24 protein-coding genes and 1 pseudogene are annotated in these 24,573 nt (G+C 62.5%); 20 read left to right on the top strand and 5 right to left on the bottom strand.

Annotated elements, in window-relative coordinates:
- The first annotated feature begins 349 nt into the window (after positions 1-349).
- Both C7450_RS27225 and hpaH read left to right on the top strand, forming a co-directional pair.
- Positions 350-1,348, top strand: coding sequence for an ornithine cyclodeaminase family protein (locus C7450_RS27225; RefSeq protein ID WP_110377630.1), 999 nt, complete (start codon positions 350-352; stop codon positions 1,346-1,348).
- A gap of 345 nt (positions 1,349-1,693) precedes the next feature.
- Positions 1,694-2,503 carry a 2-oxo-hept-4-ene-1,7-dioate hydratase gene (gene hpaH, locus C7450_RS27220; protein ID WP_110377629.1) on the top strand — a complete coding sequence of 270 codons (810 nt, stop codon included), beginning with the start codon at positions 1,694-1,696 and terminating at the stop codon, positions 2,501-2,503.
- A 269-nt stretch (positions 2,504-2,772) separates the two neighbouring features.
- Here hpaH and C7450_RS34340 read toward each other — a convergent pair whose 3' ends face one another.
- Complete coding sequence (locus tag C7450_RS34340; protein ID WP_210206554.1) at positions 2,773-3,033, bottom strand: hypothetical protein; 261 nt, start codon at positions 3,031-3,033, stop codon at positions 2,773-2,775.
- On the bottom strand, positions 3,033-3,743 hold the full coding sequence (locus tag C7450_RS27215; RefSeq protein ID WP_210206553.1) for a VOC family protein: 711 nt from the start codon (positions 3,741-3,743) through the stop codon (positions 3,033-3,035). Before C7450_RS27215 ends, C7450_RS34340 begins: the two co-directional genes overlap by 1 nt.
- A 67-nt stretch (positions 3,744-3,810) precedes the next feature.
- On the opposite strand from C7450_RS27215, the gene C7450_RS27210 reads away from it, so the two are divergent.
- Entirely contained in the window at positions 3,811-4,548 is a 738-nt protein-coding gene (locus tag C7450_RS27210; protein ID WP_110377628.1) for a TetR/AcrR family transcriptional regulator, read from the top strand.
- Positions 4,549-4,556: 8 nt separating this feature from the next.
- Here C7450_RS27210 and C7450_RS27205 read toward each other — a convergent pair whose 3' ends face one another.
- Both C7450_RS27205 and C7450_RS27200 read right to left on the bottom strand, forming a co-directional pair.
- Positions 4,557-5,759 (bottom strand): 3-oxoadipyl-CoA thiolase, encoded by a 1,203-nt coding sequence (locus C7450_RS27205; protein WP_110377627.1) that lies wholly within the window; start codon positions 5,757-5,759, stop codon positions 4,557-4,559.
- 24 nt (positions 5,760-5,783) lie between these two features.
- On the bottom strand, positions 5,784-7,475 hold the full coding sequence (locus tag C7450_RS27200) for an AMP-binding protein (protein ID WP_110377626.1): 1,692 nt from the start codon (positions 7,473-7,475) through the stop codon (positions 5,784-5,786).
- 152 nt (positions 7,476-7,627) lie between these two features.
- On the opposite strand from C7450_RS27200, the gene C7450_RS27195 reads away from it, so the two are divergent.
- From C7450_RS27195 to C7450_RS27150, 10 genes are all read left to right on the top strand, one after another.
- A complete protein-coding gene (locus tag C7450_RS27195; protein WP_110377625.1) occupies positions 7,628-8,395 on the top strand; it encodes a TetR/AcrR family transcriptional regulator in 768 nt (255 codons plus the stop codon).
- A 2-nt stretch (positions 8,396-8,397) separates the two neighbouring features.
- Entirely contained in the window at positions 8,398-8,850 is a 453-nt protein-coding gene (locus C7450_RS27190; RefSeq protein WP_110377624.1) for a MaoC family dehydratase, read from the top strand.
- 254 nt (positions 8,851-9,104) lie between these two features.
- Positions 9,105-9,971 (top strand): SMP-30/gluconolactonase/LRE family protein, encoded by an 867-nt coding sequence (locus tag C7450_RS27185; protein WP_110377623.1) that lies wholly within the window; start codon positions 9,105-9,107, stop codon positions 9,969-9,971.
- Positions 9,972-10,414: 443 nt separating this feature from the next.
- Positions 10,415-11,092, top strand: a complete 678-nt coding sequence (locus C7450_RS27180; protein ID WP_458573631.1) for a maleate cis-trans isomerase family protein — start codon at positions 10,415-10,417, stop codon at positions 11,090-11,092.
- A 28-nt stretch (positions 11,093-11,120) separates the two neighbouring features.
- On the top strand, positions 11,121-12,269 hold the full coding sequence (locus C7450_RS27175; protein ID WP_110377621.1) for an FAD-dependent monooxygenase: 1,149 nt from the start codon (positions 11,121-11,123) through the stop codon (positions 12,267-12,269).
- Between the two features lies 1 nt (position 12,270).
- A complete protein-coding gene (locus tag C7450_RS27170) occupies positions 12,271-12,789 on the top strand; it encodes an acyl-CoA thioesterase (RefSeq protein WP_110377620.1) in 519 nt (172 codons plus the stop codon).
- Positions 12,790-14,064, top strand: a complete 1,275-nt coding sequence (locus C7450_RS27165; protein ID WP_110377619.1) for an alpha/beta fold hydrolase — start codon at positions 12,790-12,792, stop codon at positions 14,062-14,064.
- Between the two features lie 155 nt (positions 14,065-14,219).
- On the top strand, positions 14,220-15,227 hold the full coding sequence (locus tag C7450_RS27160; RefSeq protein ID WP_110377618.1) for a TRAP transporter substrate-binding protein: 1,008 nt from the start codon (positions 14,220-14,222) through the stop codon (positions 15,225-15,227).
- A gap of 11 nt (positions 15,228-15,238) precedes the next feature.
- A complete protein-coding gene (locus tag C7450_RS27155; protein ID WP_110377617.1) occupies positions 15,239-15,769 on the top strand; it encodes a TRAP transporter small permease in 531 nt (176 codons plus the stop codon).
- Complete coding sequence (locus tag C7450_RS27150) at positions 15,769-17,061, top strand: TRAP transporter large permease (RefSeq protein WP_110377616.1); 1,293 nt, start codon at positions 15,769-15,771, stop codon at positions 17,059-17,061. The genes C7450_RS27155 and C7450_RS27150 overlap by 1 nt, the downstream gene beginning before the upstream one ends.
- A gap of 176 nt (positions 17,062-17,237) precedes the next feature.
- On the opposite strand, the gene C7450_RS27145 is transcribed toward C7450_RS27150, so the two are convergent.
- Positions 17,238-17,903, bottom strand: a complete 666-nt coding sequence (locus C7450_RS27145) for a TetR/AcrR family transcriptional regulator (protein ID WP_110377615.1) — start codon at positions 17,901-17,903, stop codon at positions 17,238-17,240.
- A 122-nt stretch (positions 17,904-18,025) separates the two neighbouring features.
- Between C7450_RS27145 and C7450_RS27140 the strand changes: the two genes are divergently transcribed.
- From C7450_RS27140 to C7450_RS27110, 7 genes and pseudogenes are all read left to right on the top strand, one after another.
- Positions 18,026-19,135 (top strand): LLM class flavin-dependent oxidoreductase, encoded by a 1,110-nt coding sequence (locus C7450_RS27140; RefSeq protein ID WP_110377614.1) that lies wholly within the window; start codon positions 18,026-18,028, stop codon positions 19,133-19,135.
- Positions 19,136-19,152: 17 nt separating this feature from the next.
- On the top strand, positions 19,153-19,698 hold the full coding sequence (locus tag C7450_RS27135) for a flavin reductase family protein (protein ID WP_110377613.1): 546 nt from the start codon (positions 19,153-19,155) through the stop codon (positions 19,696-19,698).
- A gap of 71 nt (positions 19,699-19,769) precedes the next feature.
- Entirely contained in the window at positions 19,770-20,909 is a 1,140-nt protein-coding gene (locus tag C7450_RS27130; RefSeq protein ID WP_210206551.1) for an LLM class flavin-dependent oxidoreductase, read from the top strand.
- A gap of 238 nt (positions 20,910-21,147) precedes the next feature.
- Positions 21,148-21,414 carry a DUF6455 family protein gene (locus C7450_RS35225; RefSeq protein WP_410369380.1) on the top strand — a complete coding sequence of 89 codons (267 nt, stop codon included), beginning with the start codon at positions 21,148-21,150 and terminating at the stop codon, positions 21,412-21,414.
- A 71-nt stretch (positions 21,415-21,485) separates the two neighbouring features.
- Positions 21,486-22,466 carry a LysR family transcriptional regulator gene (locus tag C7450_RS27120; protein WP_170147467.1) on the top strand — a complete coding sequence of 327 codons (981 nt, stop codon included), beginning with the start codon at positions 21,486-21,488 and terminating at the stop codon, positions 22,464-22,466.
- Positions 22,467-22,882: 416 nt separating this feature from the next.
- Entirely contained in the window at positions 22,883-23,941 is a 1,059-nt protein-coding gene (locus C7450_RS27115; protein WP_110377609.1) for a cupin domain-containing protein, read from the top strand.
- A 186-nt stretch (positions 23,942-24,127) separates the two neighbouring features.
- Positions 24,128-24,379 (top strand): annotated as a pseudogene (locus C7450_RS27110) (transposase domain-containing protein); the annotation flags it as partial.
- Positions 24,380-24,573 lie beyond the last annotated feature (194 nt).

The raw sequence follows: 24,573 nt of genomic DNA, 5'->3' as shown, positions 1-24,573 counted from the left end.
ACCCGGCGGCAAGACGAGGGGCGGCGCTTAGGACGTGCCGCACATTGACCGGGTCTTTCCGGGATGTATCGTTTTCCGAAGTCTTGGCATCAGCACCCTATGATTGCTGTCCCCGGACCAGGCTGTGGGGCAGTGATCCGTCGTTGCGCGGGGCGGCCCTTAAGCATTCTCCTGCGATGTCAGGCCGGGCGCACCACCCCCGCAGCCCTTTCACCCAATAGCTGGATAGTCTCACCATGTCGGCGATAGAGACAAAGTAAAATGTTGGAAACGGTCCATTTCCCAAGCTTCTTCTTTCAACGAAGGCCAGCCGTCCCTTAATTGATCTCGAAGGAGACTGACGGTGCCCATGATTGACACAACGATCACGCGTTTCTTGACCGAGGCCGATGTGACCCGGCTCATCGATCTCAATGATGCGATGGAGGCACTCAGTGACATGCTGACCCTCGAATTCGCGGGCGCGGCCAAGAATTTCCCGAAGATCCAGGCGACCTATGGTGACAGGTCCACCCTGCACGCCCTCGCTTCGCTCGCCGAGACGCTGGACATTGCCGGGTTCAAGACCTGGATCAACACGCCAAAGGGCGCATCCTCCGTCATGTCGGTCTTTGAGCCGAATGTCGGTCATCTCAGGGCAATGATCCAGGCCGGTGGTCTCGGCCGGCTTCGGACCGCTGCGGCATCGGGCATCGCGACGGACTGGATGGCTGTGCCGGATGCGGATGAGATGGCGGTCATCGGAACGGGCCGGCAGGCCATGCTGCAGGTCGCAGCCGTCGCAGCGGTCAGAAAACTCAAGCGGCTGCGTGTCTACAGCCCGACCGAGGAGAACAGGGAGCGCTTCGCGGCGCAGGCGAGAGAATTATTCAGCTTCGACGTCGCGGCCGAGCCCAGTCTTGAGCGCGCTGTGGATGGTGTGCCCATCGTCACCCTGATCACGCGATCGCGGAAGCCTTTTCTGGCCGGCGCCATGCTCGAAGCGAATGCTCATCTGAACGCCGTCGGTGCAATCCTCCCGAACTCCGCGGAATTCGAGCCGGACGTGTTCGAGCGCGCCGGCCGCATCGTGGTCGACAATGTCGAGCGCGTCATGGCGAGTTCGAAGGAGTTCCGCGATCGTTTTGGTGAGGACATTTCGAACTGGGGGAACGTCGAGACGCTGGGCTGCATCATCCTGGCGGGGCGCAAGCCTCGTACGGCGGGTGTGAGCGTCTTCAAGGCGGTGGGCACGGGCCTCGCCGATCTTGCCGTTGCACGCCTCGTGGTCGAGCGCGCCGAACAGCAGGATGTCGGCGTGAAGATCGGCAAGTCGCCTCCGGCTCAGCCGCGGTGGCGTGCCCTCTGACTTCACGGCGCGCTAGTGGTTCGACTCCGACATTTGCATCCGCCTGATACGGACCTCGGAGCAAATGTCGGAGTCAGGAGAACCACTAGCAAGTTAATGGTTTTAGTGGAGCTTTTGAATTTGACATTTGATCTGGAGCCTCATGTCAGGCGGGACTCAAATGTCAAATTCGCTCCACTAGGCCCGACGCGCTGTTCGGGGCCCTCCCGCCCGATGTCTCGAAGGCCGTCGGGAAAACCAAGTGAAGCGGCAGTTGGGCATCGTCAAACCGGCACTCAGGATCGAGCGAGCCTGGGAGGCGGGACATCAATCAGGCCTGTCTGTCAAACAGCCCGGAGACTTCGAATGGCATTGACCGCAGATGAGATTCTCGATGTCGTCAGCAGACTTGATCACGCCGAGAAGACGGGTGAGCAGACGGGCTTGCTAAGCCTCGCCTTCCCGGAAATCGACATGGACGATTCCTATTCCATCCAGGAAGAGTGGGTCCGGCGGAAATGCGCCCGCGGCGACAGCATCGTCGGCTGGAAGATCGGGCTGACGTCGAAAGCCATGCAGGCCGCGCTGAACATCGACATTCCCGACTCCGGTCCGCTCCTGCGCAGCATGGTGTTCGAGGCACCGGCCGTCGTCCCCAGGGGCCGTTTCATTCAGCCCAGGGTCGAAGCGGAGCTTGCCTTCGTCATGAAATCCCGGCTGGCAGGGGGCAATCTCTCCCGGGACGACATCCTCTCAGCCATCGACTATGCAGTGCCGGCGCTGGAAATTCTGGATACGCGCATTGTCCGCAAGGACCACAAGACCGGAAGAACGCGTACCGTGTTCGATACGATCGCCGACAATGCGGCGAACGCCGGGATCGTGACCGGAAGGCCGGTCGCGGGTTTCCGCGAGGTGGACCTGCGATGGATTGGAGCCATCCTGTCGCGCGATGGGGACGTGGAGGAGACCGGTCTGGCGGCCGGCGTCTTGAACGATCCCATCACGGCAGTCGCATGGCTTGCCGAACGGCTGCATACCTATGGCCAGTCGATCGAACCCGGGCAGCTGGTCCTTTCGGGATCATTCATCCGTCCGGTGGAAGCGCCGCCTGGGAGCCTCATCAGCGGTGATTTCGGTCCTTATGGAATCATCGAATGTCGCTTTGCGGATTGACCAGGATTACCGTCGCGCCCGCCGGATTCCAAGTTTTAAAAAGCCTTCGACGATCCAGAGCATGCTGATTTCATAACGGAACCTCCGTCGTCATTCCGGGGCGGGCCGAAAGGCCCGAGCCCGAACCCATGAACACCACGCTTAACCGTGGAGGCACAGTCCGACGCGTCTTCTTGTCAGACTTCGTGTTCATGGATTCCGGGCTCCTCGTTGATGCGAGGCCCCGGAATGACGGCGGGATTTCCTCCAAACACAGCATGCTCTAAGGGCTACAGCGGCTTGTTCGTCCCGATCACGACGACCTCGTCGCGGCCGAAGTCCTTGATTTCACCATCAAGGCCCCCGGTGAACATGCCATACCAGAGGGCCGGCTTGAGCTGCATTTCCTTGCGGTTGAAACGCATTTCGCCGGTTGTCTCGATCTTGTAGTAGCCCTTTCGCTGCTCGGAGACGGAGTACCCTTCCTTGGAGCGTGCCGAGTCCACCAGGGGCCGGAACTCCGGCACGTCCACGACATAGATGCTGGGCATCAGGCTTCTCCAAGATAGGACTCGACGATCTTCGCCTTGCGGCGCCAGATCGTATCGATATCAGTCATCTTTTCGTTGGCGGCCCGTGCCTCGTCCTCGATCTGCATCGCCGCTTCGAGCGTCAGTTCGGCATCCTTTGCGTCGATCTCCTCGACATCGCGGAGCCTGAGCGTGATTTCGAGAGGATAGCCGTTCGGATCGCGGAAGTAGATGGATTCCAGACCTTCGTGCCGGGTGTAGTTGGACACGACGATGCCCCGCGCTTCCAGCGTCTCCTTCCACTCGACCAGCTGCTCCATGGATTCGACCCCCCAGGCGGTGTGCGACGCCGAATAGAAGTGGCTGTCCTCCGGCAGATAGCGCTCGGGCCGCTCGGTGCCGATATAGTAGAAGAAGGCGATGGTGGCGCCGTTTCCCGCGTCGAAGAAGAAGTGGAGAAAGTCCGGATGGCCTGGCTGGCCCCATCCCCGAGCGCTGATCGTGTGAATCAGGGGGAGACCGAGTACGTCGCGGTAGAACGTCACAGTGTCGCGCAGTTTCCAGGTCGGACGTGCGGAATGGTCGACGCCGTAGAGGCGGAGCTCGACGTTGTCGTCCTTCGCGTGTTTGAGGATCGTGACGTCAACCTCCGCCGTGCGGTAGGCGCGTTTAGTCGGATCCATGTAGGAGGAACCCGTTCTTGCCTTTTCGTGAAGAGCGTTCTGTCCCATTGGCTTTCTCCAATAATTCCCATAATTGTTACCCCTAACAATAAATCTGCAGAAGGGCAAGCTTGATATGGCGAACCGATCCAAGCCGCGGGGCCGGCCGCCCAAGGTGGCGCAGACCGTTACCACCCTCGGACCTGGCGTTCTGACCCGGGCAGGGATCATCGATTTCGCGCTGGAGCTCACCCGCAGCGAGCCTCTGCAGGATCTGTCGATGGTCCGGCTCAGTGAGAGCCTGGGGGTCCGTACCAATGCGGTGCGGTACCATGTGGGGACGCGGGATGCGCTCCTGTCCGGGGTTATGAATCTCTTCTTTCGGAAGCTTCTGGAGGGGCTTGCACCGATCCTGGCCAGCGGAATGAGCCATCGCGACGGCATCATCGCTGCGGCCGCCGCCTCGCTTGACCTGAAGACGGAATATCCGGGCATTACCCGCTACATTATGGCGGAAGATCGCTTCCGCATGTTCCAGATCCCGCCTGAAGGGGAGACGGATTTCGGTGCAACCTATGTCGACGCCATGTTCCGCCTGTTCGCGGATGCCGGGCTCGATCCCGCGGATGCTGCTGAGCTTTGGCATCTCATCGCGCTCCTGACCACCGCCACGGCCGAACATGTCGCGATGCATCATGCTCCCTCCCACCACGGCGAATTCCTTCTCCGTCAGGCGGCGCGGTTCGATGGTACGGCTTGGCCCGGGCTCGCAGTCGGCATCCCGGCGCTCGTGAGGCTCGATGTCCGCAAGGCGTTCGACCGCCAGATACGCAGTTTTGTGGAAAGCCTTCTGGATGAAGAAAGTCCGGGCTGAGCCTTGCGTCAGACGCGTTCCAGAACGACCGCGATTCCCTGTCCGATTCCGATGCACATCGTCACCAGTGCATAGCGTCCACCCGTTTCCTGCAACTGGCGTGCGGCGGTCAGCGCGAGCCGGATGCCGGATGCGCCGAGCGGATGGCCGATGGCGATCGCGCCGCCGTTCGGGTTGACGCGCGCATCGTCGTCGGCCACGCCCAGCTGTCGCAGGCAGCCCAGCACCTGCGAGGCAAAGGCCTCGTTGAGTTCAATGAGGTCGATATCCTTCAGAGTCAGGCCGGCGCGCTCCAAGGCCTTGCGTGATGCGGGCACGGGGCCGAGGCCCATCACGCGCGGTTCGACGCCGGCAATCGCGGCAGACACGACGCGGGCGAGCGGCCGGGCGCCGCTCCGTTCTACCGCCACCCCGTTCGCCACGATCAGCGCTCCGGCGCCGTCATTGATGCCCGACGCGTTTCCCGCGGTCGTGACGCCGCCGTTGTTGATGCTGCGCAGTCCGGAAAGGGTCGCGAATGTGGTCTCCGGGCGGGGGTGCTCGTCAGCCGATACCGTCGTGAGAGCGCCCTTTCGGCCGGCCACGCTCACCGGTGCCATTTCGCGGTCGAAGAAGCCACGCGCGCGCGCCGCCTCGTATTTCTGCTGGGACGCAAGCGCGAACGCATCGGCTTCCTCGCGGGAGATGCCGATATCCGACGCCACGTTGTCCGCCGTCTCCGGCATCGTGTCGCCACCATGTGACTGCACGAGCTTCGGGTTCGGAAACCGGGTGCCGATGGTCGTGTCGAAGATGGAGGCGGTCCGGTCGAAAGCCGCATTCGCCTTGGCGAGCACGAAAGGAGCCCGGCTCATGCTTTCGACGCCGCCAGCCACGATGACGTCGCCGGCTCCGGTGGACACGGCCCGTGACGCATCAATCAACGCTGCCAATCCGCTGCCGCAAAGCCGGTTCACCGTTTGGCCGCCGACGCTCGTAGGAAGGCCGGCGAGAAGAGAGGCATTGCGGGCGACGTTGCGGCAGTCTTCGCCAGCCTGATTGGTGTTACCGGCAATCACGTCCTCGATCTGGTCCGGAGAGAAGGCCGATCTGGCAACGACCTCCCGGATGACACCGGCGAGCAGGTCGTCAGGGCGCACCGCAGACAGTGCGCCGGCATGGCGACCGATCGGCGTGCGAAGTCCGTCTACGATATAGGCGTCGAGATGCATCTTCTTCCCCTGCGGATGGCAATGTCAGATGGGTTTGGCGCGTGCGGCCTCGCCGCGCTCACTGTCCAGCTGCGCGGCAATTCTCTGCTTCAGCAAGGGCTTCGAGATCTTGCCCGAAGACGTGGTCGGGAACTCGCTGACGATCTCGATTCGCTCTGGCCACTTGAACTTGGCAAGACCTGCCTTCTCGAGGAACGCGCCGGCGCCTGCGACGGTGAGTGGCTCTGCTCCCTTCGCCGGAATCACGAAGGCGCAGGCCTTCTCGCTGTAGACGGGATCCGGCATCGGCACGATCGCGATGGCGCCGACCGCCGGATGATTGATCAGGGCGCGCTCGACCTCCTGGCAGTTGATCTTTTCGCCTCCGCGGCTGACGACGTCTTTGACCCGACCTTCAAAGCTGACATAGCGCACGCCATCAATGAGGTGGGCGCGCATCAGGTCGCCGGACTTGCAGAAGCCTTCCGCAGTGAAGGCCTCACTGTTGCGATCTTCGGCATCATAGTAGCCCCGGCAGGATGACGGGCCGCGGAAGCAGAACTCCCCCAGTTCTCCGTCCGGAAGCTCCTGCCCGGTTTCAGGATCGACGATTCGGAACTCGTCGTGCGGCCCCACCGGCCGGCCTACGGTGCTCCGCAACACGAAGTCGGGATCTCCGATCCGGCCATAGGTGATGATGCCCTCGGTCATGCCGTAGAGCGGTACCGCCGTTCCGCCCGTCAGGTCGGAGAGGCGCGCGGTGTGGCTCGGGGTCGAAAGCCTTGCGCCCTCGAAGTTGCGACGATCGAGCAGGCCGGCGGCCTTGAGGTTCAGGAGGATCGGAAGCGGGATCGACATCCAGTTTGGATGACGCGCGGCAAGGACCTCGGCGATCGCCTCCGGCTGGAGGCTCGCGGCGCAGACGACCTCTCCGCCACTCCACAAGGTAGAGCCCCAGTAGCAGACGATGGGCGCGTTGTGCATCATCGGGGCCGGCGAGAACGCAACCGTCTTTTCCGTCAGCCCGTGCCATTCCGCGACGGTTCGAAGCTGGTAGAGATACTCGTTGTGGAAACGGGGAATGATCTTCGGTATTCCGCTGGTTCCTCCCGACAGCTGAAACACCGCGACCTGCGCCGCGTCGAGCTCCAGGGAGCCCAAGATCTCCCTGGCGTCCGCCAGGCTGATCCCGTCGATGAGGTCTTTGATCCCGGAAACGCCGGGCTCGTTCGCCGGCGCCGGTCCTCGGCCGATGATGGTGAAATCCATCGATGGCGTCTGGCTCTTGATCGATCTGGCGAATGCCAGGAAGTCGAACTTCGGATCGTCGCTGGCGATCAGGTGGGCACGCGCCTTGGCGTGCGCTGACAGGTAGCCGATTTCGGCCTGCCGATGGGCGACAAGCGTACAGATCGGGATCAACCCCGCCTTGAGGCAAGCTACGAAGCAGATCACCAGTTCCTTGCCGTTCGGGATCTGAAAGGTGACGCGATCTAGCGGCTTCAGGCCGGACCGGAGGAGACTGCCGGCGAGCCTGTCGGTGACCTCGTCCAGCTCCACGAAGCTCATGGCGGACGATGCGTCCGAAACCGCCGCCCGATTGGGAAAACGCGCGGCAACCTTGCGAAAGGCCTGTCCCATCGTATCGTCGGAGAAGAGCCCCATCTCGTCATAGCGCGCGACTTCCGCCCTCGGCGGATAAACGACACCTTGCATGGGCGACGACACAACCGGCATTCTGTACTCCTCCCTTTGATTGACGCTTATTACATACATGTTCGATAATTAATCAACACTATCGTCAAATTTTTCGATTGCGTCGGGATCGCGACTGGCGGTCTCGGAGGGAGTGGGCTACAGACGGAAAGAAACCGGAACGGATAAACAGCATGGCACGTCCGAGCTCCAGCAAGAGCAAGCAGGGTACGAAGAGCGCCGGCACGCCCGAAAGCGGCGAGAGCGGTGGCAATCGCGATAAGCGGAAGGCCCTTGTCGAGCGAGAGCTTATGGAGAAGGCCTGTATCCTTTTCGCCGAGAAAGGATATGCCGGAACAAGTCTTACCGACATTGCCGATTCGGTCGGCCTGACGCGAGGCGCGATCTACTATTACTTCAAGAACAAGGAGGCGCTGCTGGAGGCGCTTGTTCAGGAAGTCGCCCTGATGCCGCTTAAGGAGATTTCCGAGTGGAAGCTCACGGCGACGGGCAAGCCGTCGGAGCGGCTGAAGAGCTTCGTCCGCATGCGCATCATGGCAGTTCTTCAGCGCGGCATCCAGATGCGGATGATCGAGGTGACAGAGGCGGCATTGCCGCCCGACCTCCTCAGGCGGCACACGGAGGCCAAAAGGAACATCCTGTCCGAGTATCGGGCCATCATCCGCGAGGGCATCCTCGCTGGCGAATTCCGTCCGGTCAATGACCGCTACGCTGCCTTTGGAGTCATCGGCATCGTCAACTGGACTAACTACTGGTTCGACGAGGATCGCGGCGCCAGCGCCGAGGACGTCGCCGAGGAACTCGCCGAGTTGGCGGTCCAGTCCCTGCTGACGGACGAATCGCGCCGCGGCAGGCTCAATGATCCAAATCAGGCGATCGAGGTCATACAGGAAAACCTTCGGCACCTGTCGAAGCTGATCCGAGGCGAGGAGAAGGCTTGACCATGCTTCATGTGCGCCGCCCGGAGGACCTCGCCGGCCATCTCGGAACCACAATCGGTCCCAGTGGGTGGAGGCGGATCGAGCAGCCGACCATCGACTGCTTCGCCGAAGCCACTGGCGATCACCAGTGGATCCATGTCGATCCGGAGCGGATGCGCGCGCAGTTGGGCAAGGCAACAATCGCTCACGGCTATCTCCTCCTGGCCCTCATTCCGGGCCTCGCTTCCGAACTCGTGGTCGTCGAGGAGAAGACGCGGGTCCTGAACTACGGATCGGATCGGGTGCGTTACATCGCTGAGGTCGTGTCCGGATCAAATGTGCGGCTTTCGCAGGAGATCGCTGAGGTGATCCTTCAGGACAACGGCGTACGTGTCGTGTGGAACAACACGCTCGAGCTCGAGGGTTCGCCACGGCCGGCACTTGCCGCGCGGACGATCAGCTTGTTCCAGAACTAGCTCTCGCTATCCATCTCTATCCATCGCGATCTTCATGCGGTCCGCTCGCGCGGCCAGTGTCTGCTGCCCGATGACGCGCGGGGGCGTCGTGCTGCGCGCGGATGCCTCCGGGACGCCCGGGAAATGAATTCATCACCGATAAAGAATAATTGACGATTGTGACAATTCATGCGCAGATCGGTCCAGCGAATACGGACGACCGCATGAGGTGGATTCCCTGCCGGTCGTTACAAGCCGAATAGGGAGGTGGAGTGATGGTGCAGCGTCAACCGGAGCTGTTTGCTGACGGTCTGGTCTTCGGCGAAGGCATGAGGTGGTATGGCGGGCGCCTCTGGATGTCCGACATGCTGGGCCGCAAGGTCTACAGTTTCGACGAGGTTGGGCAGCGTCGCATCGAGGCAACGGTGCCGGAGCGGCCGAACGGTCTCGGCTTCCTGCCGTCCGGCGCACTGGTCACGACCTCCATGGCGGACCAGAAGCTGCTCCGGATGACGAGCGACGGCTCCCTTGCGGAGCATGCCGACCTGTCGCACCTCATGACCGGCTATTGCGGGGATATGGCGGTCGATGCGCAGGGCCGCGCCTATCTCGACGACGTCGGCTTCCGCGTGTTCGAGGGAGAGCCGCCGGCTCCGGGCCGGCTTCTTCTCGTGCAGGCCGATGGCTCCGCCAGCGTGCTCGAAAGCGGCCTTCAGTTCCCGAACGGGATGGCGATCACGCAGGACGGAAAGGAACTGATTTTCGCGGAAGGCCGCAATCGCAAGATCTGGAGCTACGAACTCGCGGATGACGGCACATTCGCGAGCAAATCTCTCTTCTCGGAGACGGAGGACCTGCTCGACGGCATGACGCTCGACGTCGAAGGCGGCGTCTGGCAGTGCATGCCCTACCGGAACGAGATCGTCCGCTACCTTCGCGGCGGTCGGATCACCCAGCGGATCCCGTTTGGCGCCCTGAAGCCGGTCGCATGCGCGCTGGGAGGGCACGAGAGGCGCATCCTCTACGTTGTCGTCTGCGATTATTCGATCGAGCGGATGGCGCGTGACGACACCACGGCACAGATCTTCGCCGTCGACGTGGATGTGCCCGGCTTTGCGCTGCCAGGCGACCGCGCGGCGTGAGGCTCCCATGGATGTCGCAGGCACGACGCGCCAAGTTCTCGCCTCGCGCTTCTCAACGCGAGCGTTTGCGATGGCGCGCGCCTGCTTGACGGCCGTCGCAGCATAGGCATCCCCGACGGAAGGATCGTCGCTTCAAGCGCCGCTCCGCTCGACCCGGCCATCAGGATTGACCTGGCGGGGCGCCGGGTCACGCCGGGGCTCATCGACTTGCATGCGGGAGCCGAGGCTCGTGGCGGCCGCAGGGCGCATCGTCCATCAGCAGAACAGGGGAACCGGGGTGATGTTCAGGCTTGACCAGTTCTCCGAATTCTGATTTGCCTATACTGTCAAAAATTTGACGATGTAGACAAATTGTCTGGCAGCGCGCGGAGGCGAGTGTGGGTAGGGGTGCCTTTCGAATCGGACAGATCGTTCCCAGTTCGAACACGACGATGGAGACCGAGGTGCCTGAGTTTCTCAGGAGCTACGCCGCCGCACGGGGCGATGTGTCCTTCACGTTTCACTCCTCCCGCATGCGCATGAAGCATGTCCGCAAGGAGGAGCTTGCCGCGATGGATGCGGATTCCCACCGCTGCGCGCGCGAACTGGCAGACGCGCCGATCGATGTGGCCGGCTATGCCTGTCTCGTGGCCATCATGGCCATGGGCCTGGGATATCACCGCGAATCCGAAGAGACGCTGGCGCGGATCGCGGCGGCCGAAGGGCGCGCATTTCCCGTCGTGACATCGGCGGGTGCGCTTGTGTCGGAACTGCGCCGAGCCGGCGGCCGCAAGGTAGCGCTTCTGATGCCCTACACGGACTCGCTGGCCGAGATCGTCGTCCGCTATATCGCGAACGAAGGCATCGAGGTGGCGGGCTACAAGAACTTCAGTGTCGCCGACAACCAGGAGGTCGGGCGTATTCCCGGATCCCGCTTGCTCGACGCCCTGAAGGACCTTCCCGTCGAGAGTGTCGATGCGGTCGTGCTGTCGGCCTGCGTGCAGATGCCGTCGCTCGATGTGCTGCAAGAAGCGCGGCGCCTGACAGGAAAGCCTGTGACGTCCACCGCGGAATGCACGTCCTTCGCGATGCTGCGGGCCCTGGGCCTCGCAGCGCCCCAATCGCATGAAGTGGCGGCGTGACGGTGCTGGAGAGAGATGGAGCGCGTTCATGAAGGTAGCTGTCATCGGAGGAGGGCCGGCCGGGCTTCTTTTCGCTCGCCTCATCAAGCGGCGCGCTCCTGCATATGCCGTCGATATTTTCGAGCAGAATCCCGTCGATGCGACCTACGGCTTCGGCGTGACCCTCGCCGGTGCGGCCAGAGACCGGCTCCGCAAGGCGGACGAGGCTCTGCACGACACCCTGGCGGAATGCATGGTCTTCAACGATGAGCAGGACATCGTCCTGAATGACCGCAAGGTTTCGCTGAAATACGCCGCGAAGGGCGGCGCCATCGCGCGTCTGACGCTGCTCAACCTGATGGAGCAGTTGTGCGCGGAGTGCGGGCTCGTCGTGCAACACGGTCGACGCATCGAATCGCGCGACGACCTGGCGGCCTATGATCTCGTGGTCGGCGCGGATGGGGCGAACTCTCAGGTGCGGACGTTGCTGGAGCCTAAGTTCCGCGTTCAGAACCGGGTGCTTCACAACCGCTTCGCCTGGTATGGGGTGGCCAAGGCGCTCAAGCCGAACGCGCTCGTTTTCCGAGATACGCGCTTCGGCCGGCTTGTTGCCCATTACTATTCCTACGCGCCCGGCATGAGCACCTTCGTCGCCGAATGCGACGGCGAGACGTGGAACGAGAGGGGGTTCTCCCGACTGTCGGACGATGAGCGCAAAGCAGCCTTCGAGGACGTCTTCGCCGACATGCTCGACGGACAGCCGCTGGTGGAGAACAAGTCGGTCTGGCGCCGCTTCAACTTCACGACCTGCGGCGAGTGGTTTCACGGAAATGCTGTCCTGATCGGGGATGCGCTCCGGGTGGCCCACTTCTCGATCGGGTCCGGCACGCGTCTGGCCATGGACGATGCCGTCGCCCTGAACGACGCCTTGGCGGACTGCGCCGACGACATTGCGGTGGGGCTTGCCCGCTATGTGGAACTGCGCAAGCCCACGCGGGATCTGTTCACGGAGGCGACCGTCAAGAGCTTCGAGTGGTACGAGGACATCGGGAAGCAGATGGAACTCGACGTGGTCGCGTTCACGCGCGACTTCCTCACGAGGACCGGCCGCATCGACGACGAGCGACTTCGCTCTTACGTCCCCAATTTTTACGACACATACATGGCTGCCTTCCCGGCAATCTCGTCGGGTGGATGAGATGAGACCGTCGAACGACTTCGTCGCCACAGAGTATGTCGCCGCCTGGAAGCCATTCACAGTCCGGCGAACTGTGCGATGGGCGGAATGCGATCCCGCGGGCGTCGTGTATGCGGGCAATTTCACCGAATACATGTTGGCGACGGCTCACCTTTTCCGCCAGGTCGTGCTTGGCCGACCGGTCGGGCAGCGCGACGAGAAAGCCCGGTACGGAACGCCCGGCAAGGCACTCAGCATGGTGTTTCACAGCCCGCTCTGGCCGGGGGACGTATTCGACATGGCGGTCTATCTCGGTCCGGTCGGGACGCGAACCACGGACATACTGGTTCATGCCTTCCGCGTTGATACCGGCAGGGATGTCTTCGTCGGACGCGTCACCTCCATCTACGTCTCCGCGCATGACCGGCTCGGGGCTATCGACGTGCCGGACGATGTCAAGGCAGCCTTCGAGGACTACCGGCGTGAGACGGGTCAGCAGCCTGAGATCCTCACCCAGGTCGCGCGGCAGAGAGGAACGTAAATGGACGGAAGGGCGAAGAACCAGGCCAAGCCGGTCGCCGTGACGACTGCCGGGTTGCGGGGGACGCGATGGGATCCGTCGCGGCTGCCTGCCGACACGCGCATGACGGTGCATGCGCTGACGACGCATGATGGCGCCGACGTCACCGGGTATCTCTTCCGCCGCGGCGGCGAGAGCACGGTCGTCTGCACGATGCACCCCCGGGAAATCAACGTCGCGCAATACCTCGTGCCCGATCTCCTGAACGCCGGCGTCGCCGTCTGGGTCCAAGGCGCGCGTTCGCCCGGGAACGATATCCGCCTCGAGCATGAGACCGCGCTGCTCGATCTCGCGGCCGGTCAGAATTTCCTGCGCGAACAGGGTTTCGAGCGCACGATCCTGCAGGGCATTTCCGGAGGCGGCCCACTCGCGGCCTTTTACTGCCAGCAGTCCGCGCGCGCGCCCGACGCGCGGATCAAGCGGTCTCCCGGCGGCAAGCCGACCGGCCTCGACAAGGCGGGCTTGCCCGAGCCGGACGGCGTGATACTGATATCGTCTCATCTTGGGCAGGGCGAACTCCTGCTGCGGTGTATCGATCCTGCGGTGACCGACGAGGACGACCCGCTGCAGACGGACGAGAGTCTGTCGGCATTCAATCCGGCGAACGGGTACCGGGAGCCGCCCCAATCGTCCTCCTATGCCCCCGAATTCCTGGCGCGCTATCGCGCTGCACAGAGGGAACGCGTCGCGCGGATCGACGCGTTCGCCCGCGCCGCGCTTGAGCGCAAGGCTGCGGCCCGGCGGACCATCAAGGACGGGGGCGGGTCGCGCCAGGACGCCATCGTCGCGGCCTATTCGCCAATCTTCAACGTATGGCGCACGGATGCGGACCCGCGCTGCTTCGATCTCTCGCTCGAGCCGACGGAGCGCGCATACGGGACGTTGTGGGGCGCCAATCAGGTCGCTTCGAACTACGGGAGCGTCGGCTTCGCCCGGGTCTGCACGCCGGAGAGCTGGCTCTCCAACTGGTCGGCCCTCTCGTCCAATGCGTCCATGGCGAAGTGCGCGCCGGACGTCCGCAAGCCTGTCCTCATGATCGAGTATACCGGTGACAACAGTGTGTTTCCCAGTGAAGCCGACGTCCTCTTCGAGGCGATCGGAGCGCGGCGCAAGGAGCGCCACCGCGTCCACGGCAATCACCACGGGCGGCCTGTGGAAGCGGGTAGGCCCAACGGTCAGATCGAAGCCGGCCGGATCATTGCCGATTGGCTTCGGAACGGAAAGACTGACTTGTGAGGAATTGCAGTGCGCGCTCGCGTGGGTGTGCGGCACTGTCTTCAAGGTTCGGAGGAGAGCGCTGTCATAACAGCCGGAAGCCCGGACCACTTGGCTGTGACCGCGGATATTGGCAGCCGAGGCTAACACCAAAATCTGTCACGGGAGGAACCGGCATGAACATGCTTTCGAAGACTTTTCGCGCATTGGCGGTCGGGTGCGCCCTCACGGCCGCCTCGGCAGCCAGCGCAGCGGAGCAGGTTGAACTGAAGTTCGCATATTGGCTGCCCGAGAAGGGCAATGACTGGCAGACGGTGTTCCTGCCGTGGATTGCCAAGGTCACGGAAGCGTCCGGTGGAACCCTCAAGATCCGAGCCTTCACCGGCGGAACGCTGGGACGGGATCCCGCGGCACAATTGAAGATGTTAGAAGACGGGGTGGCTGATATCGCCTACCCGGCTCCGCCCTATACGCCTGGGCGGTTCCCCGACAGCGAGGTTGCCGAACTTCCGGGACTGTTCAAATCCAGCGTCCATGCCTCGACCTCGATGTGGAAGGCCAATGAAGCCGGCCTCTTGAGGGGGCTTGAGGAATTCAAGGTCCTGGGCATATTCTCGTCGCCTCCCTTCTCTGTGCACACGGCCCGCCCCGTGGCGTCCGTCGCCGACCTCAAGGGTCTCAAGCTGCGGTCCGCCGGCGCATATGGGATCAAGGCGGTCGAGGCCGTTGGCGCAACAGCCATCGGGATGCCGATGACCGAAGCGACCGAGGCCATTAGCCGAGGCGTCGTCGATGGGATGGCCGCGCATCCTTCGATCTTGACGCAGGTCGGCGCGGCCGGGGTGGCAAAAAACCACTTCCAGGTGAAATTGGGAACTGGGGCGGTCATGCTCCTCATGAAGAAGTCAAGGTTCGACGCACTTCCGGAGGCAGCAAGAAAGGCCTTGGATGAGAATAGCGGCTTGGCCCTTTCGAAGGCCTGGGGCGAGGCCAACGACGGGCAGGCGACGAAGCTGCTCGAGGCTTGGAAGGCGCCGGGCAGCGGGCACAAGGTGGTCGAACCTACGGCAGCCGACTTGCAGGCGCTGGACGCAACCTTCGCTCCGATTCAGAACGAATGGAAGAGCGGCTCCCCGAAGGGCGACGAGATTCTCTCCCTCATCAAGTCCAACGCGACCAACTGAGCGCCTGAAAAATGATCCTAGAACGGCTGGAGAGGCTCTCCGACCGGCTGGCGCGGTATTCCGCGCTGGCCGGCCTGGGCGGCCTCATGGGTATAGCCGCCCTTGTCACCATCGACGTACTCGGCCGTTGGCTGTTCAATTCTCCCATCCGCGGATCGGCCGACATCGTCACGCTTCTGCTCCCGGTGGTCGTGGGTGCAGCCTTCCCTTCCGTCATAACGTCGAGGGGCCATATCGCCGTCAAGTTCCTCAGCCGCATTGCCGGCGTGCGCGGTGCCGACGCGCTCGAAGCGTTCGGTAATGGCATCGCGATGGCCGCTCTGGCCCTGATTGCGTGGCTATCGGCCGACCACGCTTTGCGGTTGATGGGGAGCGGCGAAACCACCTGGGTTCTGCGCCTGCCGTTGTGGCCGACATGGGTGGCCTTCTGCGTATTGCTGGCGATCAGTACCGCCGTGCAGGCGATCGTCTTCTTCCGCGACGTCGCCAATTTCGTGAGTGGCAATCGCTTGGAAACCTCCTCGAATATGGCGGGTCACTAATGGGCGGCATCGAGTATTTCGTCATCGGCATGACCGTGATGTTCGCGCTGATGCTGCTGCATGTTCCGATCGGCTTCGCCATGATGCTGGTGGGTTTTTGCGGATACGCGACGCTGGTGGGCTTTACACCAGCCGCGTCGACGCTCATGACCTCGGTCGCCTCCAACGTTTCGAGCTTCAGCCTCGCCGTGGTGCCCCTGTTTATCCTGATGGGCAGCTTCGCCTCCTTGGCGGGGCTCTCCGATGATCTTTATCGACTGGCGGAACGGATGATCGGGCACCGTCGCGGTGGACTGGCGCAGGCTACGATCCTGGGCTGCGCGGTGTTCGGCGCCATCTGCGGGTCGTCCCTGGCAACAGCGGCGACTTTCGGACGGGTCGCCCTTCCCGAGATGGAGAAACGCGGCTATGCGACCTCTCTGGCCAGCGGCACGATCGCGGCCGGTGGTACGCTCGGCGCGCTGATTCCCCCATCCATCATCCTCGTCATCTATGCGGTGATGACCGAAAGTTTTATCCTCGACTTGTTCGTGGCGGCGCTTATTCCCGCATTGATGGCCATCATCTGCCAGTTCGTTGCCATCTACATCACCTTGTGGCGGGATCCGTCGCTTGCCCCCGCCGGACGTCGCTACTCCACGGCCGAAAGGATCGCGACCGCCAAATCCGCGCTTCCATCAATCGGTTTCCTGGTCATCATCCTCGGCGGCATGTATGGGGGCGTCTTCACGGTCAACGAGGCCGCGGCCGCGGGTGCGATCGGGGCCATGCTTCTGGCCATCGCCCGCGGCAAGCTGACCGTCCATACGCTTCGCTCGACGCTCATCGAGGCGGGGCGAAACACCGGCATGATCTACCTCATCATTCTGGGAGCGGACATGCTGGGTTACTTCGTGACGATCACCGGCGCTCCTGAAGCATTTGTGTCCTTCATCCAAACTGCAGGCTATGCCCCGATCGTGGTGATTACCTGCTTCGTGCTGATGTATATCGTCCTCGGCAGCATCTTCGATACTATCGCGGCGATGCTGATCACCTTGCCGTTCGTGCTGCCCGTCGTTGAGAGCCTCGGATACAGCGTGATCTGGTGGGGTATTGTCACCCTGGCGGTGATCGAGCTGGGGATGATCACGCCACCAATCGGCATGAATGTGTTCGTCTTGCATGCGGTGGCGCCCCACGTTCCGATGTCCAAGATATTCCGGGGCGTCATGCCGTTCATCCTGACGGACCTCGTGCGGATCGTGCTGCTCGTGTCATTCCCCGTGCTCGCGCTGTGGCTGCTGCAATGACGGCGAGCCCGTTCGCAGGGACGGGTCGCGATTGAGCGCCATCGTCGGCAGGCACGTCGGCTTTGCCGATCGGCGACTGATCGCCGATCGGTTGCTCCAGCCCAACTGATACGCCGTTGCAACTCGGGCGCAGGTGGCGAATTGGTCGGCACGTTCGGGCAAGGGCCGAACTGCAGCTACTCCCGGGCAGGGACGACGGCGTCATGAACCGGACCGCACAGGGTGCGGATGACGGACATCGAGCAGAATTTCGCCATCGTTTCCACGGACCCGACCTCGTCTGTTCCCGTGTACTGGAGAATGGCCTTGGGTGTGCCCAACACGCATGCCAGGGCAAGCTGGGGACTTTCGAACCGGAACTCCCCCAGTTGCCGGCCCAGGCTGAGGACCTCGGCCAACCGCTTCCTGTGCTGGCTGAAGGGGCTCTGCTTGGCGAGGATTGAATCGCCACCGGCGAAGCGCCGTCGATTGGGATCGCGGACCGCTCCCCGGTAGATGTGGTCGAAGATACCGAAGAGATGGCGCCGCGGCTCTTCGACGATGAGATGCATCTCCACGTGGGTCGCGATCTTTTCGGTGGGAGATCCGTCGCCCTCAAGCGTGGGACCTACGGTTTCAACATAGAGGCTTATCGCATGATCCGCGATACCAGCGACAAGAGCCTCTCTTGACGCGAAGTGGTGGTAGAGGCTCGGCGCCGACATCCCGACCGCCTCGGCGATCATCCTCATGCTGACCTTGTCGAGCCCGTTCTCCATGAAGATGCGCGCCGCCGCGTCGATGATCTCCGTCCGGCTGTCGGATCCGGACTGACTGGTGGAAGGACGCAGCCCCGTGTTCACTGAAAAATTCCTTCCTTCTGCCGCTCCTTCGACTTGACGTCAGGCTAACGATTGTTAGGCTGATGTCAACCTAACGAACGTAAGGCTGCGTTTCGTCAAGGAAGCATCCAGGGGAGGCCCGTGTGAGCACGACGATCAATGCCGATGACCGGCGAGCGACAAATCCTGTTTTCAACGACAATCGCCTGAAGCTGGGTCTCTTTGGGCTGAATTCAGGTCAGGTGATGACCAAAGCACCTGACCGCTATATTGCCGATTGGAAACGATCGGACGCTTCCGTGAAGCTGGCGAGCGATGCCGGTCTCGAAGCCATTGTCGCGCTCATCACTTGGCACCAGCGGCAGTTCGATACGTTCACCTGGTGTGCAGCGCTTGGTGCCCGTCACCCAAATCCCGCGGTCGTTGCGACGTTCCATGTCCAGCTGGTCCATCCGACCTTCGTCGCCAAGGCGGCGGCCACCGGCGATCACATAACGGACGGGCGCTTCTGCCTCAACGTCGTGGCGGGCTCCAACAGCCGCTCCTACCAGGCCTTCGGCATGGAAATGCCGGACCATGAAACGCGCTACGCGCAGGCGGCCGAATACATGGAGCTGCTGAAGCGGCTCTGGACCGAAGACCCGTTCGATTTCGAGGGACGGCATTTCCAGGTCTTCAAGGCGGAGTCCCAGCCAAAGCCCGTGCAGTCCCTTCCTCCGATCATGAACGCCGGCACGTCCGAGCGCGGCGTCCTGTTCGCCGCGAAGTATGCGGACATGGTCTTCACGCATTTCCAGGAGGATATGGACAGTGTTCGCGCGCAATGCGCCTCGATCAAGAAGCTGGCATGGGATGAATTCCGCCGACCCGTGCAGGTGTGGACCCACGGCTACATCGTCATCCGGGATACGGACGCCGAAGCGGAGGAGTTTCTCCGGTATTTCGCTGTCGAACATGCGGACCAGGCCCGTGTCGCGGCCATGATCAAGGCGCTCAGCGAGTCTGCCTACGAGAAGATCCAGGACAGCGAGCGCTGGAAGTATCAGAGGAATTGGGCGGCCGGTGGCGGAGTTGCGCTCGTCGGCAGTCCGGAGACCGTCGCCAGGCGGATGGCCGAATTTTCCGCCGCGGGCGTCGACGGAATCCTGCTGAACTCGATCGAACCGGAATCGATGGTCTCGCGGCTGACGGCCGATGTCCTTCCGCTCCTCGAGCAGGCCGGTGTGCGCAAGCCGTTTCGCGCCCATTATTGAAGATAAGGGAGGTAGGAATGTACTCTGCCGTCTCTCGTCCCGAAGGCGGAATCTCTGACCGGGCCTCGTTCCGGAAGATCGCCGGACTTTGGCCCTCCGGCGTGGCGGTGATCACCGCGATGGACAACGCCGGCACGCCTTTCGGCCTGACGATGAGCAGCGTCACGTCGCTGTCGCTGGAGCCGCCGCTCTACCTGATCTGCGTCGACCTGAAATCGACGACCCTGCCGGCGATCCAGGACTCCGGGCGCTTCTGCATCAATTTCCTCATGAGGTCCCAGCAGGAGATTTCGAACATCTTCGCCGGCAGGAGTGCCGATAAGTTCAGCCGCGTCCCGACCCGGCGGCGTCCGTCGGGCCACATCGAGATTTCCGGTTCGCTGGCTGTCATCACCTGCACGGTCCGGGACATGATCGCTGGCGGCGACCATTCGATCATCACCGGACTAGCGACCGAGATGTGGGGCGTAGACGGCGAGCCGCTGATGCATTTCCGGGGCGCCTATCGGGAGATGGGGCCACCGGCGACGGCCGCGATCCACGCACATCAATCCGCTCAGTGAGATTGTTCACAGAACGCTTGCCCGGCCGGCGTGACGAGGTCGCGGGCTAGAACATGGTCAGGGAGGTTTTCATGGGTCAGAACGAAAAGAATCCGATCTACAACGCCAATCGGATGAAGCTGGGTGTCTTCGCATCCAATGGAAAGGGGACGACGATGACGCTCGTCCCGGAGGCACATCGCGCGGACTGGAAGAAGTCCTTGGAGGCTTGCGTCGTTGCGGACCGCGCGGGCTTCGAGGCGCTGGTCCCTTATGCGCGCTGGAAGGGCTATGTGGACGGCAAGCCCGACCATCCCTCCGCGACGGTTCTCGAGCCTTATGCCTGGGCCGCAGGGATCGCTCAGGCAACGGAACACGCCTGCGTGTTCTCGACGTCGCACATCCCCACCATCCATCCGATCTTCGCCGCCAAGCAGGGAGCGACGATCGATCACATCTCCGGCGGCCGCTTCGCGCTCAACGTGGTGGGCGGATGGAACAAGCCGGAACTGGAGATGTTCGGCGCCCCGATGAAGGAACACGAGCTGCGCTACGACCAGGTCGAGGAATGGCTGACGATCGTGCAACGCCTGTGGAGTGAGCGTGACGAGTTCGACCACGAGGGTCAATTCTACAAGATAAACGGCGGCCTTTCCTCGCCCAAGCCGATCCAGCAGCACGTGCCGATCATGAACGCCGGCGGATCGGACAAGGGCCGCCACTTCGCAGCGAAGAATGCCGACCTCTGTTTTCTGATCATCAGGTCCGAGAACGAGGACGAGATCCGCGCCCAGGTCGACGACTACCGCAATCTTGCGCACACCGAATACGGACGCGACGTCCAGATATGGATGCACAGCTATGTGGTGCAGCGCGAGACCGCGCAGGAGGCGGATGCCTATCTCAACCGTTACGTGGTCGAGATGGGCGATCACGAGTGCGTCGACGCCTGGGTGGAGAAGCAGGCGGCGAACACGAAGCTGATGTCGCACGAGGCGCTTGAACAGATGAGGTTCCGCTTTGCCGCCGGTGCCGGTGGCTTCCCGCTGGTGGGCACGGCCGAAATGATCGTCAATCGCTTGTCTATGCTGAGCCGGGCCGGCATCGCCGGCATCCTGCTCTCCTGGGTGGACTACGCCGAAGGGCTCGAGCGGTGGAACCGGTCGGTCATGCCGATGCTGGAACAGGCCGGACTTCGCGAACCGTTTCGCGGAGCCGCATCAGGCGCTTGAACGCGCCGGACCGGCCTCGTGACCGCAGCGGCGACCGAGCACATGTGAACCCTCGCAGGCGCGAGGGGGCGGCTGTCGTGGAGAGTGTCGGGCGACTGGCCCGGCCCTTCCGCGACCCACTTTCATACGGAGGGTTACATACATGATCGTCAAAAATTAGACGCGATTGACTCAGATCAAGGAGCCTTGCCGCTGCCCATGCCGATCTATTGGACACAACTTTCCAGGAGCGACGTTGATGAGCAAATTTTCGCGAATGATTACGCGTTCGAACGAACGGGCGACGCTGTTTTCGCGGATGATCGAGACGCTGGGCGTGGACATCGTTCCCGCCGCGGCTGCTAACGAAACGGCGGTTGGGTCCGCAATCCGCGGCTGTCTGGCCTGTGCCGCGAGCGCGGAGTGCAGGCGCTTCCTGGACCGCCGGAGCGCCGGCGCTGCCGGCAAGGCGCCGGCATTCTGCCCGAACCGAGACCTTATGCGTTCGATGCCGCGACAGACCTAGCCGCATTTTCTTCCCCGGTCTCATTTACATTCATTCCGGACTGTATGAAAATGGGGTGGGAGGAAATCATCATGAAGTATGTTCCATCGAGCAGTCGGCTGAATATCTTGTCGGATCTGAAGTCGGTCGAGATATTCCTGTCTGTCGTGGAAACCAGGAGCCTTACGCGCACGGCGGAGAAGCTGCGCGTGGCTCCCTCCACGGTATCCAAGAAGATGGCGGAACTGGAGGAGCGTGCCAAGGCGCATCTCATAAGCCGCACCACGCGCAAGGTCGAGATCACGCAGGCCGGCATGGACTTCTATGCGCATTGCAGCCGTCTGATGGACGAGGCCGAGCTTGCGGAGCGGGCGATCGCGTCAGGGCGTGATAGCCTGGCCGGTCGGCTGCGGGTGACTGCGCCGATCGCACTGACCGAACGGACCCTCATGCCGCACATCGCTGACTTCCTCGTCCAAAATCCGGCGGTGGAGATCGATCTCGACACCTCCACCAACACGAAGAACCTGCGCGGCGAGGGGTTCGACCTGTCGATCCGGATGGTGGCCCGCTTCGACGTCGAGCCGGACAACATCGTGCTTCATGAGAACCATCGCCACTTCTACGCTTCGCCGAACTATCTGGCAGAGCACGGCGAGCCAAAACATCCCCGCGATCTCACGGCGCATTCCTGCCTGATCGTCCGACAGGGATCGGCGGCGGCGTCCTGGCCCTACAACGACAGAGGCCGCTTTGGGCGCATCAACGTGTCCGGACCCTTCACCTCCAACAACGCGAACACGATTGCCGAGCTTGCGGCGTCGGGGCTGGGAGTGGCACTCCTTGGTGCCTTCATAGGCCGCGACTATGAAGGCTCCGGGCGATTGGTTCGCGTTCTCGAGGCATACAGTCCGCCGGCCTCCGTCGTGGTGGCTGCGGCCCCCGATTGTCGGCATCTGTCCAGACCGTCACGCGCCTTTATCGACCACCTGAGCAGACGTCTCAAGGATGTGCGGCAGGAGCCTGCCGCGTTGCCGAAGCGCCCGATGCTGCGCCTGGTCGAGGCGCTTTGAGACCGGGCTCCGGGTTCTCCGTCTGAGGTCGCGTCAGCGTGGCAAGGACGCCTGGGCGTATTGCCGACGACTCGGCGGCAACAGTGATGGCAACCGGTTAGCCTCCCCCGACCGTGAGCACTGTAGCGCGTCGCTTCACGGCCTCAACAGCACTCCCCGAAGAACAGTCTTTCCAGTCACGCCAGAAGCCCTGATGTTGCGGCCGCCCAGAGGGCGCAAAATCTTCGCTTTCTGGGTCCGCAGTCGTGCCAAGAAACACCCGCCAAAGTATTGCGCGTTCGGAAAGAGTGTCGTTCGCCGTTCTGTATTGAGCGCCTGATGCGAGCGGATATCGTGAATGAACAATCCCGAGGAGCGCAGATATGCCTGAGCAAGCATTTAGATTTATTCCTGCCGAAACGGCGCGGGAAGGCACGATGAAGGTCTGGAGTCCGTTGCTGGTCCCGCGCGAGGCGATCGAAGCGGAGATCGAGCGGTTGGCCGAAGTCCCGGCAGGCCAGGGCGGTCGCCGGAGCAGCGTCATTGTTCATCCGGAATCGACCGCGCCAGGCCTGGGCCTGTCTCCCGGCGTCGACGTCACGATCAACGTTCTCAAGCCGGGAGAGGAGACGGAGCCCGTCCGGCACAACTCGAACCAGGTCGAGTTCTGCCTGCGCGGCGAGGGTGAGGTGCGGGCCGGCGACCGCCAGATTTCCGTCTCCAAGTGGAGTGCGTGGAACATCCCGTCGATGAAGGTCTACAGCCATCGCAACAACGGGAAGGATCTGTTCGTCCGACTGACCTATTCGAACGCCCCGATGCTCGAAAAGCTCGGTATCCACCACATCGAGCGCGGCGTCGCCTATTCCGATCTGCGCGGGGGTAATTCCCCGGCTACTACGAATGCGCCGGCCAAGTATACCCGCGAGAGCGCTCCCGACTTCGTCATCACCGAGGCCGGCGCGCGCGTCAGGGGTTATGAGTTCCTCACCGACATCGAGGTTGTCGAGAACCATATGATCCACTGGCCGTGGGAAAAAGTCTCGGAGCATTTGTCGATGACTTATGGCGACAACAAGCGAAACATCATGCTTCTGTACAACCCGGCGACAGAACGGCGGAATGGAACCACGCATTCCTTCTTTGCCACGCTGGCCTCAACGGCTCCCGGCACCCCGCCGCGCAAACCGGGTCGCGGGCACAAGCACAGTTCCGTCGCCATCAACTATCACTACAAGGGGTTTGGGAGCAGCGTCGTTGACGGCCAGGAGTTCCATTGGCGGGCCGGCGACCTGATGCTCTCCGCACCCGCTTGGTCGGAACACGCCCATTATCCGGGTCCTGAGGGTCACGGTATCCTCACCATTCAGGACCACCCGCTCCAGATCGGCATGGAATCGCTGATCTGGCAGGAAAGGATGGACGGTCCGATCCTCACGTTGGGTTCCGAAAAGGGTCAGACCGGATATGTCGGTCCGCGGCAGGAAGGGGCCTAGGCCCCGGTCTCGAAGCGAGCGAATTGTCCAGATCAACTTGCAGTGCGTCCGCGCTCGTACGGCCGGGTGCACTGCATTTCCGTGGCGGGCGCAGGATTGCCCGCCGCCTGCGAGGGGGTTCTGTGGGGTGCGGAGTGCGGCGTCGGCGCTCTAACCTCTTTTATTTCAAGCATAATCTTTTCACTCCGGTCGGATTATGCTCTAGCCCTGTCACGCAAGAACGCACTCTTCGCTGGTTGCGATGGCAGCGTGGAGCATTGGGCCGTCATCGCCTCGCTCATCGAAACCGCGAAGCTCAACGGCGTCGAGCCGCGCGCCTGTCTCGCCGACATCATGGCCAGGATCGTAAGCGGCCATCCCAACAGTCATGCCACTTACAGACGTTGCCATCTGCCGAATCAAACCGTACCAACAGCCGCAAAAGATTTCAGTCGGTGAGGGGCTTCACCTGTTTGTCGCGGTATCAGGCGCAAAGCTGTGGCGGCTGAAGTGGAGGGCGCGGTCATCGCCGCCGCTGCACTGTATGCCACGTTGCAGCCGCTCTCCATGCCTGAGCTTCGCGACCGGCTGTTGCCCTGACACCCGCTTGGCAAAACCGGCTTCAAAGCCCGTGCACGATACCGGGCCGCTAG

Origin of the sequence: Chelatococcus asaccharovorans (genome assembly GCF_003201475.1) — a bacterium.
Taxonomy (GTDB): domain Bacteria; phylum Pseudomonadota; class Alphaproteobacteria; order Rhizobiales; family Beijerinckiaceae; genus Chelatococcus; species Chelatococcus asaccharovorans.
This window is presented reverse-complemented; position numbering and strand designations above follow the sequence as displayed.